The sequence below is a fragment of the Pedobacter fastidiosus genome, from assembly GCF_014306625.1.
In the GTDB taxonomy this organism is placed as follows: Bacteria; Bacteroidota; Bacteroidia; order Sphingobacteriales; family Sphingobacteriaceae; genus Pedobacter; species Pedobacter fastidiosus.
In genome coordinates, this window is record NZ_JACRYL010000002.1 from 271372 (window position 1) to 286833 (window position 15462).

Annotated in this window: 11 protein-coding genes and 1 tRNA gene; 2 read left to right on the plus strand and 10 right to left on the minus strand. The window is 36.4% G+C overall.

What is annotated here, in order from left to right; translation table 11 throughout:
- Window positions 1–91: 91 nt before the first annotated feature.
- The gene (locus H7U22_RS03325; RefSeq protein ID WP_187069917.1) at window positions 92–541 is read left to right on the plus strand and encodes a Fur family transcriptional regulator; all 450 of its coding nucleotides are present in this window, start codon (window positions 92–94) and stop codon (window positions 539–541) included.
- 107 nt (window positions 542–648) lie between these two features.
- Window positions 649–722: transfer RNA gene (locus H7U22_RS03330), tRNA-Arg, on the plus strand.
- 141 nt (window positions 723–863) lie between these two features.
- On the opposite strand, the gene H7U22_RS03335 is transcribed toward H7U22_RS03330, so the two are convergent.
- The 10 genes from H7U22_RS03335 to H7U22_RS03380 form a co-directional block, all read right to left on the minus strand.
- Complete coding sequence (locus H7U22_RS03335) at window positions 864–1121, minus strand: Txe/YoeB family addiction module toxin (RefSeq protein ID WP_187069918.1); 258 nt, start codon at window positions 1119–1121, stop codon at window positions 864–866.
- Window positions 1112–1315, minus strand: coding sequence for a DUF2683 family protein (locus tag H7U22_RS03340; RefSeq protein ID WP_187069919.1), 204 nt, complete (start codon window positions 1313–1315; stop codon window positions 1112–1114). Before H7U22_RS03340 ends, H7U22_RS03335 begins: the two co-directional genes overlap by 10 nt.
- A gap of 137 nt (window positions 1316–1452) precedes the next feature.
- Entirely contained in the window at window positions 1453–2472 is a 1020-nt protein-coding gene (locus tag H7U22_RS03345; RefSeq protein WP_187069920.1) for a zinc-binding alcohol dehydrogenase family protein, read from the minus strand.
- A 141-nt stretch (window positions 2473–2613) separates the two neighbouring features.
- Entirely contained in the window at window positions 2614–3402 is a 789-nt protein-coding gene (locus H7U22_RS03350; RefSeq protein WP_187069921.1) for an SDR family oxidoreductase, read from the minus strand.
- 174 nt (window positions 3403–3576) lie between these two features.
- Window positions 3577–5877, minus strand: coding sequence for a DUF5703 domain-containing protein (locus H7U22_RS03355; protein ID WP_248284667.1), 2301 nt, complete (start codon window positions 5875–5877; stop codon window positions 3577–3579).
- A 462-nt stretch (window positions 5878–6339) separates the two neighbouring features.
- Complete coding sequence (locus tag H7U22_RS03360; RefSeq protein WP_187069922.1) at window positions 6340–7761, minus strand: sialate O-acetylesterase; 1422 nt, start codon at window positions 7759–7761, stop codon at window positions 6340–6342.
- Window positions 7762–7875: 114 nt separating this feature from the next.
- Window positions 7876–9894 (minus strand): aceric acid hydrolase, encoded by a 2019-nt coding sequence (locus tag H7U22_RS03365; protein ID WP_187069923.1) that lies wholly within the window; start codon window positions 9892–9894, stop codon window positions 7876–7878.
- A gap of 100 nt (window positions 9895–9994) precedes the next feature.
- Window positions 9995–13387 carry a glycosyl hydrolase gene (locus tag H7U22_RS03370; RefSeq protein WP_187069924.1) on the minus strand — a complete coding sequence of 1131 codons (3393 nt, stop codon included), beginning with the start codon at window positions 13385–13387 and terminating at the stop codon, window positions 9995–9997.
- A gap of 134 nt (window positions 13388–13521) precedes the next feature.
- Window positions 13522–14799, minus strand: coding sequence for an L-fucose:H+ symporter permease (gene fucP, locus H7U22_RS03375; protein ID WP_187069925.1), 1278 nt, complete (start codon window positions 14797–14799; stop codon window positions 13522–13524).
- A 128-nt stretch (window positions 14800–14927) separates the two neighbouring features.
- Window positions 14928–15374: a MaoC/PaaZ C-terminal domain-containing protein gene (locus tag H7U22_RS03380; RefSeq protein WP_187069926.1), complete on the minus strand. Its 447-nt coding sequence runs from the start codon at window positions 15372–15374 to the stop codon at window positions 14928–14930.
- Between the last annotated feature and the right edge of the window lie 88 nt (window positions 15375–15462).

Below are 15462 nucleotides of genomic sequence, written 5' to 3' on the forward strand. Positions count from 1 at the left end.
TCACCAATTAGGAATTTCAAAGTACATAAAGTTGCAATAGGAAAAACTTATATTTGTACTTAAGAATTTTGCATTAAAACAATATCGATTAATGTCTACTAACATTGAAAACCTTGCGGCAAAGGAATATGAAGACCTTTTAGTGAGAAATGGTTTAAAAAGAACTGGAGCACGAATTCAGGTTCTTAATATTTTATCCAATAGAAATTCTGCAACCTCACAGCCTTATTTAGAAAACTTGGTTGGTAAGGATATCGACCGAGTTACTTTGTATCGAATTTTAAAAGCTTTTGAAGAAAAAGGTATTATCCACAAAGTTTTGGATAATCAAGGTACTGCAAACTACGCAATTTGCTCTGGCGCTTGCTCGGAACATCACCATGAAGATGGGCATGTTCATTTTAATTGCAGTAAGTGTTTAAGGGTTTATTGCTTGGATGAAGTGAAGGTTCCAACCCTTAAAATGCCAAAAGGTTTCGAAATTGAGCAGATAAACCTAATTGTTGAGGGAATTTGCATTGATTGCAAGTCCTCTAATTAACTTATCCTTAATCACTTAAAATTATAATAAAAATAGCCTGCAAATAGTTTTAAATATATTTTTGCTTATTCAATAGAACTTCTATATTTGCAGACATTAAAAAATGAGCCTCGGTAGCTCAGCTGGATAGAGCGTCGGTTTTCTAAACCGAGGGTCAGGGGTTCGAGTCCCTTCCGGGGTACATTTAAAGAGCTGTCTAAAATTAGATAGCTCTTTTTTTTGTTAAATATTTTGAGTTCGGAGTATAGCTGGATCGAGCTAAAGAAAACCAAGGAATAAAACTGAATTCGTAAACATAAAAAAAACCGCTATGAATTAGCAGTTAATAATGTCCTTTAAGAGATTGTATATAGATAATTGCATCAACAACAACATAAATAATTCTATGTTCATCATTAATTCGCCTACTCCATTTGCCCGATAGTTCATACTTTAATGCTTCGGGCTTACCAATTCCAGCAAATGGGCTTTCGATAATCGCTTGTAGCAGCTGAAATATTTTTTTTTGAATAACTTTATTACCCGACTTTTTCCAAAACTTTAAATCATTTTGTGCCTGAACGGTATATTCTATTTCCATAAATCGGCAATTGGAATTTTTTTGGTACGCCCTTTCACAATATCCTTATCTGCCTTTTTAATTTTAGCAACAAATTTAGGATCGTAAGGGCTTTTTTCCTCTTTTTCAATTTTTACAGTAACACCTAATTCCTTGAGTAATTGTTTAACTAGTGTTGTTTTTTTATCCGGTATTTCTATGGTTGCAATTGTCATAACAGTAATTTTAAAAATGCATAATTGTAGATAGCTACAGTTAAATATTTATATACAAAAATACATTTATATAAATATATAAAAATATAATTCTATCTAACTGAAAACTTTGAATTCGGAGTAAAACTTAATGAGCTTTATTCTTCCAACTTTACCATCGCTTTAATTACACCGCTTTTTGGGTCTAGCAAAGTGGCGAATTCTGCTTTAACATCTTCAAAATTAACTTGATGGGTTATGTAGTTTGTAGGTTTAACCAAGCCTTTTTTCATGGATGAAATTACATGCTCGAAATCCTCAATTGTTGCATTTCTACTGCTCAATAAAGTAGATTCACGTTTATGAAATTCTGGATGATTAAAAATTAAATCGCCTTTTTGCAAACCGATCAATACGAATCGAGCGCCGTGAGCCATATAATTTATGGCATTATTAATTGCTTTCTGATTTCCGGTAGCATCGATAACAACCGTTGGCATATCACCGTTGGTAATTTCACTCAGTTGTTCGGTTACATTAGCCGATGAAGCATTTATGGTATGTGAAACACCAATCTTCTCTTTACAGAAAGCCAATCTACCATCATTTATATCAAGCACTATTACCTTCGCTCCTGCTATTCTGGCAAATTCCATGGTACCCAAACCTATTGGGCCAGCACCAATTACCAAAACAAATTCGCCTGGTTGTATATTTGCCCTGCGAACGCCATGTGCACCAATTGCCAAAGGCTCTACAAGTGCCAGTTCATCGTAACTCAAGCCTTCGCCGTGTAAAAGCGTTTTCGATGGAACTTGCAAATACTCACACATACCACCATCTACGTGAACTCCACAAACTTGCATCTTTACGCAACAATTAGGTTTATTCATTCTGCAGGCAATACATTCGCCACAATTAAAGTAAGGGATAAAAGTAACGGCTTCGCCAATTTTAAATGCTTCATTTCCATTAACTTCTATCAATTCGCCAGAGAGCTCATGTCCTAAAACTCTGGGGTAATTAAAAAATGGTTGTGTACCTTCAAATGCATGAAGATCAGTTCCGCAAATTCCGATTCGCTTAATTTTAATAATTGCGTGATCAGTTTTTAATTCAGGTTTTTGCGTTTCTGAATACTCAAAAGTTCCAGGTGTGGTACAGGTTAGGGTTTTCATTTTAAATTGGTTATTGTCAATTTGAGGAGTAATTATAAAAATCAAAATGGTTAAGGGCGGTCGTCATTGCGAGGAACGAAGTAATCTTATTCGTCAAATAAAAGGAGATTGCTTCGTGCCTCGCAATGACGACAACACATATTAAGCGTTAGCTAATGCCCTATCCAAGTGCACATAACCGCCATCTACATGAATAATCTGCCCGGTTGTATGACTTGATTTATTCGACATTAAAAAAGCTGCCATGTTGGCGATTTCTTCTGCTGTTGTCATTCTGTTTTCCAACGGAATTTTTGAGGTAATTTCCTTTAATTTCTCTTGAGCATCTGGTAGAGTTTCAATCCATGTTTCGTAAGCTGGAGTCCAACATTCTGCCACCATGATGGCATTTACACGAATTCCATATTTCAAAAGTTCAACTGCCCATTCTCTCGTTAAAGCATTTCTACCACCATTTGCAGCCGCATAAGCTGAAGTATTTCCCTGCCCCGTTTCGCCAGTTTTAGAGGTAATGTTTACAATAGCGCCTTTACTTTTAATTAATTCTGGCAAGGCATAATGTGCCATTAAATAATAATGCACAACATTTTTATGCAATGAAGCCATGAAATCTGTGTAATTTCCATTTTCAAGTCCTACACCGTCATTAACACCTGCATTATTAACAAGGCCATCAATCCTACCAAACTTCGCTATAATTGCTTTTACAACGCTTTCGCAATCTTCTGGTTTCGACAGTTCTGCAACGAATTGAAATGCTTGACCGCCACTGTTGGTAATTGCATCGACAACCTGCTGATTATCTGTTGCTTTTCTACCCACAATAGCTGCGATTGCATTTTCATTTGCAAAAACCTGTGCCATTGCTTTCCCAATTCCCTTTGCACCACCGGTGATGATAATTACTTTGTCTTTAAGCTGTAAATCCATAATTCTAATATTTTAATTTCAAACTTTCTTAATCTCTATATCTTAATTTAATCTCCTAACCAACAGAAATTTATTAGTCTCTGATTGTCGAAGCTGGCTAAATGATAACACATTTTTGGTTCGCCAGGCTCAGGATAACATTTCTTATTGTTTCAATACACCTACTCAAAGCCATTATTTCAACACATAAATAACATCAGCTTCCCTCGATTCGGGTGTTACTTTTAAATTTTCTATTTTTCCATTTTTCAATGTTCCTTCTACCGTTGTTTGGTAAGGGGCATGAAGTTTAAAGTGAACATCCCAATTTTTTGGCCATGCTGGAAATAAATAAATATCCTTCCCATCGCATTGCATCAGCATTTCTTGGAGTCCGATCATTCCAGATCCACCCCAATTATGGTCTGGTGTCCAATCAAAACCTGGTCCCCAAAACGCAGGAAATCTTCTCCCAGAATCCTTCAATTTTGCTTTGGTTAAGTTAGCTGCATCATTTGTTAAACCTAATCGAGCTGCAAAAATATTATCCTGTTTCCAACCTACATGACTTCTAAATTTTAGTACATCTAGATCATATTTAAATGTATTAATCGCTGTATCCAAACCCGGTTTACCAATTCCATAAATCCCCCATGGGTAAACAGGATACAATTGTGGGCTTTCGGTATTGTTTATTCGCTCCCATGTTTTGGCTGGCGAAATGGTTGTTTTACCCGCAAATTCCCTGAAGCTAATTGGTGGAAGGGTCTTTAGCATCGCTTGCCATTTCTTCTTTTGTTCCTCGGTTGCTGATTTTAATTCCAACAATCTATGTAAAACACTTTTTAAGCCAGCAATCGTTGAGGTAGAATTGTAAGCCATTTTATACGTTTCTGCTCCCGAGCCTGGGTACAAAACCAAATGGCCATTTACATCAAGCGCTTTACTCCCTCTTTGGTTAGCTAAATAAGTGTAGTGTTCCTTAAAAAAAGTTAAGCTACTTTCAATCAATGGCAGATACTCTTGAATGTTATTGGCATTGTAACGCTCCGTTTCCAAAATCATCATGCAGAACTCTAAAACGGTATCCCATTCGTATTCTAACCAAGCATTATATTCCATGCCTTTATCAAAATCTGCCGGTCGTTTCCAATTGTATTCTGCAGGATTGGGCAATCCAAAATTTTCGATCTGCTCTGTAAAGCTTGCTCCGTTATGCCCCCAAGCATTTTTCGTTCTGAGTTCTGCGTTTTTCAGAATCCTGAGGTAGAAATCGAACTGAGGTTTCATCACTTCAAAATCTCCACTCTTAAGCATTGGCCAATATACCAATCGTTGGTTTTGAGCAGTATGTGTTCCCCCACCCCAATTTCTAAAATCTGGCGTGTATTTTAAAGTAGTATCCGTAAGTTCTGGATCGAAGGTAAATAAACCCCCATTAAACTTTGTTGGCGATGAACCAAAAGCATTACAGCCCAACATATAACGGAATAATTGATAGTTTTTACCGGCTTGATTTGCGAGTGAGTCGTTAGAACTGATGTAAATAAAACTTCTATCCCAATACTCGTTCCACCGTGTTTGACTTGCTTTTAGTGAAACATCATAATCCACTTTTCCTTTTTCCTCCAGAGCAGATAAGCCTCTTTTCCATTCCTCTAATGTAGTATTTGAGGTGTAAAGTGAGATTGTAATTCTATTTGTAATGGAAGATTTTTTACTTTTTAAGCTCCAGCCCTGAAATGGTGTGCTTAAATATTGGCCAACATATTTCTTGCCAATAATCATATTTTCACCTTGCATTGAGCCACCAAAAATTAGATTTTTTAATGGGTTAAAAAGTACTGATTTATAGCTTTCTAATGCTTGTTGTTTAACGGCTACATCGAAAACCGATTCGTCTTTATTTTGATGAAAAAATTCAACCTTATTTCCTTGAAAACTCACTTCATCTTTAAAAGTTTTCACAATTCCCTGTGGTGCCCATTTGTAAGAATTTTGATTATTTTCTTTTCCTTTTGTTATTCTATCTTCAAATCTCCAACTTTCGTAATCAGCTTCTAAACTAATATTTTTATTTGATTTAACTTCAAGATTAACAATGGGTTTAAAAACATCTACCCAAACATTTACTTCAGCTTTTAAATTTCCATTAGTACCCGTAATTTGAACATAACCATCCTTTAAAATTAATTCTTGTTTAAAGGTTTTTCCCGCAAAAGGATTTGGACTTAGCCTGAGTTTTACTCTGCCTAATTTTAGTAAAGTATTGTTCTCATCAAATGTTCCACTTCGTGATAAATAGAGATATATTTCTCCCTTTTCTACCCAGATATTTAAGCCAATATCTCCACCACCAACGGGCATAGATTCACTGGAGTTTTTACTTTGGGTTGTCCAGGTTACGTTATTGTTTAACAGTTCTTTTTCTTGCGAAAAAGCGTTTGTAGGTATGAACCACAAAGACACGAAGAACACTAAGAAAATTTTCGACAACCTAAGAACACCTAAAAACGGACACGGAAATTTTGACCATATAAGAAATGTAAGAACACTTAAGTTATTATTCTCAGCCAAGTTGCTTGGTGTTTTTTGTGTCTTTGTGGTTAAAATCATTTTTATATTTACCAATTTTGAGTTCTAAAATTCGACCACCTAAGATATCTGAGAACACCTAAGAATAAAGACGGAAATTTTGACCATATAAGAAATGTAAGAACATTTAAGTTATTATTCTCAGCCAAGATACTTGGTGTTTTTTGTGTCTTTGTGGTTAAAATCATTTTTATATCTACCAATTATCAATTCTAAAATTTGACCACATAAGACACCTGAGAACACCTAAGAATGAAGGCGGAAATTTTGACCATACAAGAAATATAAGAACATTTAAGTTATTATTTTCAGCCAAGTTGCTTGGTGTTTTTTGTGTCTTTGCGGTTAAAATCATTTTTATATCTACCAATTATCAGTTCTAAATGATGAAACTGGCAAACCATCATTTCCAAATAAATCTCCAATTACAAAATCTTTAAATGCGTAACGAACGGCAACAGGGGCTTTAACTTCTGTAGAGGTTATGGTTATACTACTTCCTGTTATAGTGGCTTTTGCTGGATAAAACTTTTGATCTGCGCCTGCGACTTCAAATAAAGATAATTCTTTTCCAAATGAAGTTAATCCGTTCGGTACATTTTGAAATTTGATTATCGCTTTATCTTTATCAATCGTTATTGAATCATAATTCGGACTTGCATAGCCGAACCCCTTTATGCCGTAGGTTTGCGCTAAGGCCAAATAAGCCAACCTAGTTCCACTTGGTTTTTTATTCGCCGGGTGAATAGATTTTTCTTCACCAAGATCCATTAAAACGGCCATTCCGCTATTTGGAATTTTAGCTAAAGATTTTCTTTGTGCATCTCTTATAAAGGCTGAATTATATTTGCCGCCCACTTTATACGGCGGTAATTGAGCATAATTATATGGTGCAATTTGTGCGTAATAGAATGGAAATTCACCATTATCCCATGCTTTTCTCCAATTGGAAACCAAAGCAGGAAAAAGTTCTTCATAACGATCTGAGCGATCATAATTAGATTCTCCTTGATACCAAATAACCCCTTTAATTGTAAAACCAATAACCGGGTATAACATCCCATTATACAAAGTGGTAGGCGTTCTACTTACTTCCTTTATGGTATCCGTTTTAATAGGAATTTTTATTTCTGGAAAGGGCTTTAAATCCTCTGGCGACATCCAAGCTTCGATTGTTGAACCTCCATAGCTATCATTGATTAATCCAACTGGAACATTTAACATTTCACTCAACAGCGAACCGAAATAATAAGCTGTAGCGCTGAAATTGGCCACACTTTCTGGATTGGCGAGCTTCCAAGTTGATGGTTTACTATTGTCCTGCCTTTCGGTAATGGACGAGCGTGGAACAATGTAAAGCCTTAAATTCTCATTGGTCGACTTTAAAATGGCTTCGTTTGAACCGATAATCGGTTGACTTTTAAAACCCTTCATCGGCATTTCCATATTCGATTGACCGCCACAAAACCAAACCTCACCAATTAGAATATCCGTTAAGGTAAGTTGTTCTCCATCGTTAAAAGAAATATCATAAGGCCCACCAGCTATAGGCGTGGCAACTTTAATTTTGAATTTTCCGCTTGCGTCTGTTTTTGCAGTGTAGTTGATTTTATTCCAAGAAGTAACAATTTTAACATTTGATGAAGGTTTTGCCCAGCCCCAAATAGCAACATTACTTTGTTGTTGCAACACCATATGATCGGTAAAAATAGATGCAGGTTTAACCGTTGCAAATGCAGTGAAGCAATATGCTAGGTTTAAAAATAGGATCAGTTTTAGTTTCATTTTTGTGTTTATCTTATTCTTATTTTTTACATCCGTCATCCGATAGCGATCGGATGCGAGGCACGAAGCAATCTCACTTACGGATTAGATTGCTTCGTGCCTCGCAATGACGATTTACCTACTCACCGGCAACCAAACCGACATTTCCGAATGTCCTCTATTGCCCCAAGCGAAATATGGTATTAGTTTTATCTGTGTATTTTCGTTGCTGTTATTTACTTGTCGGTAAAGTGAATTTCCCCAAACCGTTGGATCAGTCATTTTAGCACGACCAACCAAACTCATCATTTTGGCGCCATCAATTGTAATATTTTCGGCGGTAAATTTTGTAGAGGTTGGTATAAAAGCATTAAAAATATTTTTCCCGGGTAAATCAGCAGATTCTAAACAATAAACAATCGGTCCTCTTTTTACAGCAACCTGATTTCTATTTTCCTCAACCAAAGGATTTGACTCGATAAGCTGAGCTTCCATTGGTAAATTTAGCTCTACAACATCGCCTGCTCTCCAAACTCTGTTCACTTCTGCATAAGTTCCTGAAGCAGTTTTGGCGTCCACAATTTTTCCGTTTATCTTAATCTGAGCATCATGCGTCCACCCCGGAATGCGGAAAAACATTGAATAAGCTTGAGCACCACTTTCTTTTATATTGATTTTAATATTTCCATCCCATGGATAATTCGTTACTTCTTCGAGGCTAATTTTAGATCCATCGGCCAGTTGAGTACTTACTTTATTGCCACCATACAAATTGAACCACAAGCCTTTATCGGATATGCTATATAAATAATCGCTCACTTCGGCAATAGTGCGCACTACGTTTGGAGGGCAACAATTGGATAAGGAAATATATGGAACACGATCTTTAGACCACCGTTGTTTAAAGGGCAAATTATCACTCTGTGCTAATGGATTGGTATATAAAAAATTTTTACCATCAAGGCTGATACCTGATAAAACGCTGTTGTGCAAGGCCAGCTCCATCACATCGGCATATTTTGCATCGCCAGTAACTTGAAGCATTCTCCAGTTCCAGAGTACATTACCAATGTTTGCGCAAGTTTCGTTATGCGCTGTAAAGTTTGGCAGTTGATAATCTCTACCGAAGGCCTGATGAATTTTTTGAACATCATTCGGGTTATAAGAAGTGCCATCTGGCGAAGTACCATCGTACAACGACCCTAAACCGCCGGTAATGTACATTTTATGCTCATTCACATCATTCCACATCAGGTTTAGGGATTTCATTAAACTATCATTTCCAGTTTCTGAATATAAATCGGCTACGCCAGCATATAAATAACTGGCTCTAACAGCGTGCCCCGTGGCTTTGGTTTGTTGTAAGAAAGGAATTCGATCTTGATTATCATCCGTTCCATCCTCTATTTTACCCTTAATGGCGATTAAATGTTTCGCCAGTTCCAAATATCTAGGCTCTTTTGTAGTTCGGTACATTTCAATAACACCCATGTAATGTGAGGGACAAATCGCATTTCTTGCCAGTGTTGGCGATGCATTTTTATAAAAATTGTACAAATATTCAGTTGCTTTCTTGGCTACGTTTAACAAAGTTGTTTTGCCGGTAGCTCGATAATGAACGCAAGCAGCCGTCATTAAATGCCCGATATTATAAGCCTCAAAGCTTAATCGATCTTGGAATTGATTGTTCGAACCCGTTTTGCGTTGTTCGATTATCGCTTTGGTATAAATGTAACCATCGGCCCTCTGCGATTTAGCAATCACCGAAATAGCTTTATCCATCATCTCATTTAGCTTTGGGTTTTTCGTCGAAGCGTAAAGACTGGCCATCGCTTCTAAAGTTTTGTAATAATCGCCATCATGAAAGGATGGTCCGGAATGAGAACCTGTATCTAAGCCTGCCGCGATCTCGAAATTTTTAAATGCATGACTGATTTTTGGATCATTATAAATTGCCCACATATTTGGCACTATCGTTTCTGTTGCGACTTTAAAGCGTTCTGCCCAAAAACCATTTGTCCAAGTTACATCCGTCATATTTAAACTTTTCAGTTTAGCGTAAGGACTATTGGCATTATTTGTTAAGGCATTTTGTTGTGCATTAACGCAAAGCGAAAAGGCCGAAAGAATTATGAATGCAAATTTGTTAATCATTCTGATTGCTATTTATTTTTTTTCTTGCCATCATTGCGAGGAACGAAGCAAACTCACTTATCGAAATAGATTTCTTCGTTCCTCGCAGTGACGATGAATTTTATTTTTCTTCAATTTTTATCAATACTGGCCCTAATAATCCGGCGGGATTTAAAGGTTTACCCTCTAATCGAAAAGGTGCCGCTGTATTTGTAATTCTTTTATCTTCAGGTAATTTACTATCTCCAATTAAACGGTTAGCCCAAGTATTTACAACTTGAATTTCAATTTTATTTTCTCCCATTTTTATTGCTTTGGAAATCTCTGTTTTAAATGGAGCAGTCCATAAGATTCCACAATCTATTCCATTTACTTTTACTTCAGCCATGTTGGAGAATACACCTAAATCTATCCATACTTTATTCTGAAGATTACCTTGAAAACTAAATGTTTTGGTATAAGAAGCTGTGCCAGAATAATATTTAATTGCACTATCGGTATTTAAAGTCCAATCGGTTAAAGTTTTGAATTCGACGGGTTTTGCTGGACCACCATATTCGGGATTAAATTGAACTTTCCAATCAGTTGAAAGGTTTCGAATCGGTTTTAAGGTCTGTCTTTTTTGTATTTTTTCGTTTTGCTCTGTGTTTTCAAATATTACAAATACAGAAGCATTAGCATCTAATTTTAATGAAATGTGAGTTCTATCATCTTTAGTGTACCAATTTTTTACTTCAATCGTCTCATCGGTAACGGAATTATAGAGCTTGGGTACTTTTCCTAAGCATCTAAATGAGAAATCAAGTTGCCTTTCTTTATCTTCTTGATTTGAAATGAAATAAATATCCTTTTCATTTGCCCTTCTGTGGGTATAAGCGACATTTTTTGCAGTCAAAAAAGTAGAGCTTACTAAGGATGGCAAGTATTTAACATCCAAATCTTTTTCTAATCCTATATTATTAAAATCATTTCCAGAATAAGGAGCTTTCATTACTCGCCCAAAGCCAACATTTTTTATATAATCAGTTGCTGTTTTTTCATCCCAAATTTGATTAACTAAATTATTAAACTCAGCATCACTAACTTTTTGTAATCCAATTTGATATAATGGTTTGTTTGCCACAATAATTGTTGCCCCCGCTTTAACCAACTCTACCAATTTCTTAACCGTTTGGCAGCTCATAAATTGATAATTTGGATTCATTTTCATGTTGCCAGGGATGACCAAAATTTTATAAGTAGCACCACTTGCAAAAACAACTTCCTTGTTTTTAACTGTTGCCGTACTTAAAACATCGGGATTAAAACTATCGTAAGCATAACCGTTTAAGGGATTTACCCAATTTTCTGGATCGGCCATATTCGCCGAATGCGAAACTCCAGATGGAATTGAAGTCATTGGCTCTCCAATATTCGCCAATCGCTTACGCTCCGCTTCAACTACATTGGCGCCGAAAAGTCCAGGCAATGTGGAAACCAAACGATCTGGTAATACAGAACGGCGTGGCAATTCTTCGCCAGTAAAAACGGCAAGATCTACAACAGGTTTGCCTTGCTGTAAAAGGTTTTGGCATCTTTCTGCATAGTCAACCCAAGCTTTACCCAATTTCCACCAAGTTTGGTCACGTTGAAAATACAAGCCTACGCCATCCAAAGTCATTCCTGGTTTACGATCCATCCAAGGGTTATGGGTAAAAACGTGATAAACCAATTTATTGATCCCTAAAGCATAATTGCGGTCTTGAAGGGTTTTCATATTACCCGGACTCTCGTTCCAATCCATACGAACTGTGGTAAATGCTTCAGCTTGAATGATATTTTTCCCATAAATATGAGCCCCGGAAATGGCATCCAACATATCATTTGGCTTATCGTGGGTTGGACTATTTAACCAAAATTCGCCCATTGGCACATCGACCGTTTTGTAATGCATTAAACCATCGCTTAACATGGTTGGCGCTATACTTTCTGCTGTAAATATTACGCCTTTCTCTTTAGCTAAAGAAGCCAATGTTTTATAGAATTTATCTACGACCAACTCTGAAATGGTTTTTCTTACATCGTATAAAAAGCCCTCAGAAACTGAAGCACTTTGAACCGGTAAACCGGTCATGATCGGTAAATAAGGTGTTAAATCGTAACCACGTCGCTTTAAGAATTCTGCTTTAAAATTCTCTGACCAATTTTGACTTCCACATTCCCAACTATCAACATGAAAAGTATTTAAAACTTTGGATGCAATTTCAGGTCCGCCAAGTTTTAATGCTTCACCATACCAACTATTAAATTGAAGCTTTACAGCTTCTGAGTTAAATTTATCGCACTCCAATCCCATTCCCCCACCACCAGTGGCATTGGTATGCCCGGTAGAGGTATGACCGATTCGCAAAATTGTCCAATTCCCGGCAGGTGCTTTCCAATTCAAACTGCCATCCGCTTTTAATTTTCCAGTTAGGTTAATCATTTTATTTAATGGCACACATAAATTTTGAGGCAACTGATCTTGCGTTGTTCGCTTACTAATTCGCCAAACAGAACCATTTTTTCCTTCAAACTGATTGATTTGAGCTTCTGAAGAAAGCTCCAGATTAACCAGCTTTAATGATGGTTTCCATTTAGCGGCGTCCAAATCTTCTGATCCAGGTTCTGAGCCCGATTTATCATAAACAAAACGAAAAAACTTGGCTGTTGTTGACACAATAGAATGCGTTACATCTTCGTCAGTATCTTGCCAGCCATGTCTTGGTGGCTCAAGTCTTCCAATCGGCCGAAAGTTTTTACCATCGTTACTAACCTCAATTTTTAAACGTTGAGCCTGATAATTGTTTCCACTAACTTTAATGTAAATAGTGCGACAAGTAAATGGTTTCTCAAACTCATACTGAAGATAACAAGGTTCATTTGAACCAAAGTTTTGTTTGTTATTCTGTTTAATTAATCCTGACGCATCTGCACCATTACTTGCTGTAATTTTCGGGATAATTGTTCGTGTAGAAACATTTGTACCTATTGGAGATGGATAAGCATAAACGGCAATATCTTTATAATAACCTTCATTCTTTTCTGGTTGAGGTAGAATTATCTTATTAACTGAATTACTGATATTTATTTTTGATGAAACTACCTTTTGCATGGATAGTTCGGGCTTTATCCACGGACCGCCAGCTAAAGCGAAGCCATCACTAACATGCATCCCAAGTTTTAAATTTAAACGCTTGGCTTCATCCATAGCAAACTTAACCATCTCCCACCATTGTGGTGTAAGTTGTGTAATGGCTGGCGAATAAATTGGCGGATTGGCAGGACCTTTAATTGACATTAAATATGCACCGCCAATTCCATTCGTTTTCATGGCTTCTAAATCTGCAGTAATACCAGCCTTAGAAACCCCAGCTTGAATCCAATACCAAAATACCCAAGGTTTAGCCTGTTCATTTTGTTGCGCAAAAACCGTTGAAGAGGCAATGCTCAACAACAAAATCAACGTAAATATTTTAGTAATCCTTAGTTTCATTTTTATAATTTATATCGTCATTGTGAGGATTGGTTTTTCACCATCCGAAGCAATCTGCTTTTGTTTTGAGCATCTTCTATCCCATCGCTTTTTAGCAGATTGCTTCGTGCCTCAATGACGCACATTGTTTTAAATTATTTATGTGCGATTTTATAACCTCTTAAGCCAAAATATAAAATGATTAAAAAGCAAACTAGAGGAATGCTGTAGCCGATTTGGACATTATCATTATTGAAATCTATAACAGCACCCATTGTGAGCGGTATTATCGAACCACCAATAATCGACATAATTAGCCATGATGAACCAGGTTTAGTGTCATCTCCGATACCTTCAATTCCCAAAGCAAAAATGGTAGGAAACATAATTGACATAAAAAAACCTAAACCACCTAATGCATAAACAACTATGGAACCATGGCTAAATATTGCAATTAAACACAATACAATTGCAACACATGCATATATCGATAAAAGCTTTGGAGATTTTACATACTGTAACAATGCTGTTCCAACAAAGCGCCCAACTGTGAAAAGGATTCCGTAAATGAATAGATAAATACCTGCTGTTTTCTCATCAAAACCTGCTCCTTGCTGTGCAGCACGAATAAATGAACTTGTTACACAAACTTGAGCACCAACATAAAAAAATTGAGCTACAACAGCCCAACGTAAATGTTTATGTTTTAAAGAACCTAAAAAACTCCCTTTAGCCTCGCCATCAATGCTCTTAGTTTTTATTTCTGGAAACTTAATAAAACAAAAAGCTATCGCTATAAGTACTAAAACAGTTCCAAGAATGATATATGGTGTCTTTACTGAAGATGCCTCGGTTAAACGAAGGGCTTCGGTCATATTTGATAATTCATCTTTTGAATAGGTTTTGCCTGATAAGATATAATGTGTACCAACATAGCCAGCTACTGCGGCAGCTAAACCATTAAATGATGCTGCGAGGTTTAATCGACTAGCAGCTTTTTTGGGATCTCCAAGAACAGCCGCATAAGGATTTGCCGAAGTTTCTAATGTTGCCAAGCCACATCCAATGATAAAAAGCGCAATTAAAAAAGTAAAATAAGAAAGATTATTTGCAGCAGGAACGAATAAAAATGCACCAAAAGCGAAAACTAATAAACCTACAATCATAGTAGTTTTATAGCCCCATTTCTTAAGAATGATACCCGCGGGTATAGCCATCACAAAATATGCAAAAAAAATAGAGGTGTCGATCAGCATGGATTCGAGATTACTCAAATTAAATGCCTTGCGTAAATGGGGTATTAAGCTAGAATCTAGATTATGTGCCATCCCCCATAAGAAGAAGAGACTTATTACAAGAATGAATGGGAAAAGATACTTTTTACCTGATGAATTTTCATCTACAGTAATAATTTCGGGTTGATTGTGGTTCATATATTTGGTTTTATGTGGTTCAATAGTTCATTAGTCATTAGTTCATTGGTATTTAGAATTTAGCAAAGGATAAGTTCATTAGTTTGATTTGTCTAGGTATTTTGACAAATGAACGAGTGAACTAATGACTAATGAACCTTTTTCTTAACTACAAGCAGATGATCGCAAACTAAAACGACTTCTCCATGTTGATTGATGATTTCTACGTGTTCTGTTACGGTTCCATATCCTGGTCTTTTGCTCTCTCCTTTTTCTGAGATTGTAATTTCTGAGTGAATGGTATCGCCAATGAAAACAGGTTTTACAAAACGCAACTTATCATACCCCTTAGACATTGCTTCTGGATTGATTTCTGATGCTGTTAAACCGATCCCAATACTAAAAATCATTGTTCCATGGGCAATACGTTGTTTAAAAGGTTGTGTTGCACACCATTCTGCATCCATGTGGTGCGGAAAAAAATCTCCTGTGTGCCCAGCGTGAACAACAAAATCAGTTTCTGTTATTGTTCTACCTAAGGTTACACGTTTATCCTGTAATTGGTAATCTTCAAAAAATGTTGATTTGAAATACATTTTAATATTTTTTATTTAATGGTTGATGAGCCATCAGCCAAAGTTTCATTTTATTTATCTCACTTATATTTCGGTCGGTGAGACACCA